We start from the raw sequence: 222 nt of genomic DNA, 5'->3' as shown, positions 1-222 counted from the left end.
CCCCCGGCGCCTCGTCGCGGGGCAGCCGCGCGGCCAGGATCCCGGCCAGCTCGGCCATCCGCTGCTTGACCGTCCCCGCGGTGGAGGCGAACCGGTGCACGTAGGCCGCGTCCAGCACCCCGCGCAGCCCGCGGCGCGGATCGATCAGCCACACCTGCGCGGCTTGGCGGCCCCCGGCTGCGCCGGCGGCCTCGGCGTCCTCGGGCAGCTCGGCGCCGGGGG

Annotated in this window: 1 protein-coding gene; it reads right to left on the bottom strand. The window is 80.6% G+C overall.

Features of this window, described 5'->3' with window-relative positions:
* A partial coding sequence (locus F0Q45_RS28520) for a hypothetical protein (protein ID WP_188113230.1) occupies window positions 1-222 on the bottom strand: 222 nt, incomplete at both ends.

It is taken from the genome of Mycobacterium simiae, assembly GCF_008370645.1.
Lineage (GTDB): Bacteria > Actinomycetota > Actinomycetes > Mycobacteriales > Mycobacteriaceae > Mycobacterium > Mycobacterium simiae_A.
The sequence above is the reverse complement of the archived record's forward strand: the minus strand, read 5'-3'. Positions and strand labels throughout refer to the sequence as shown.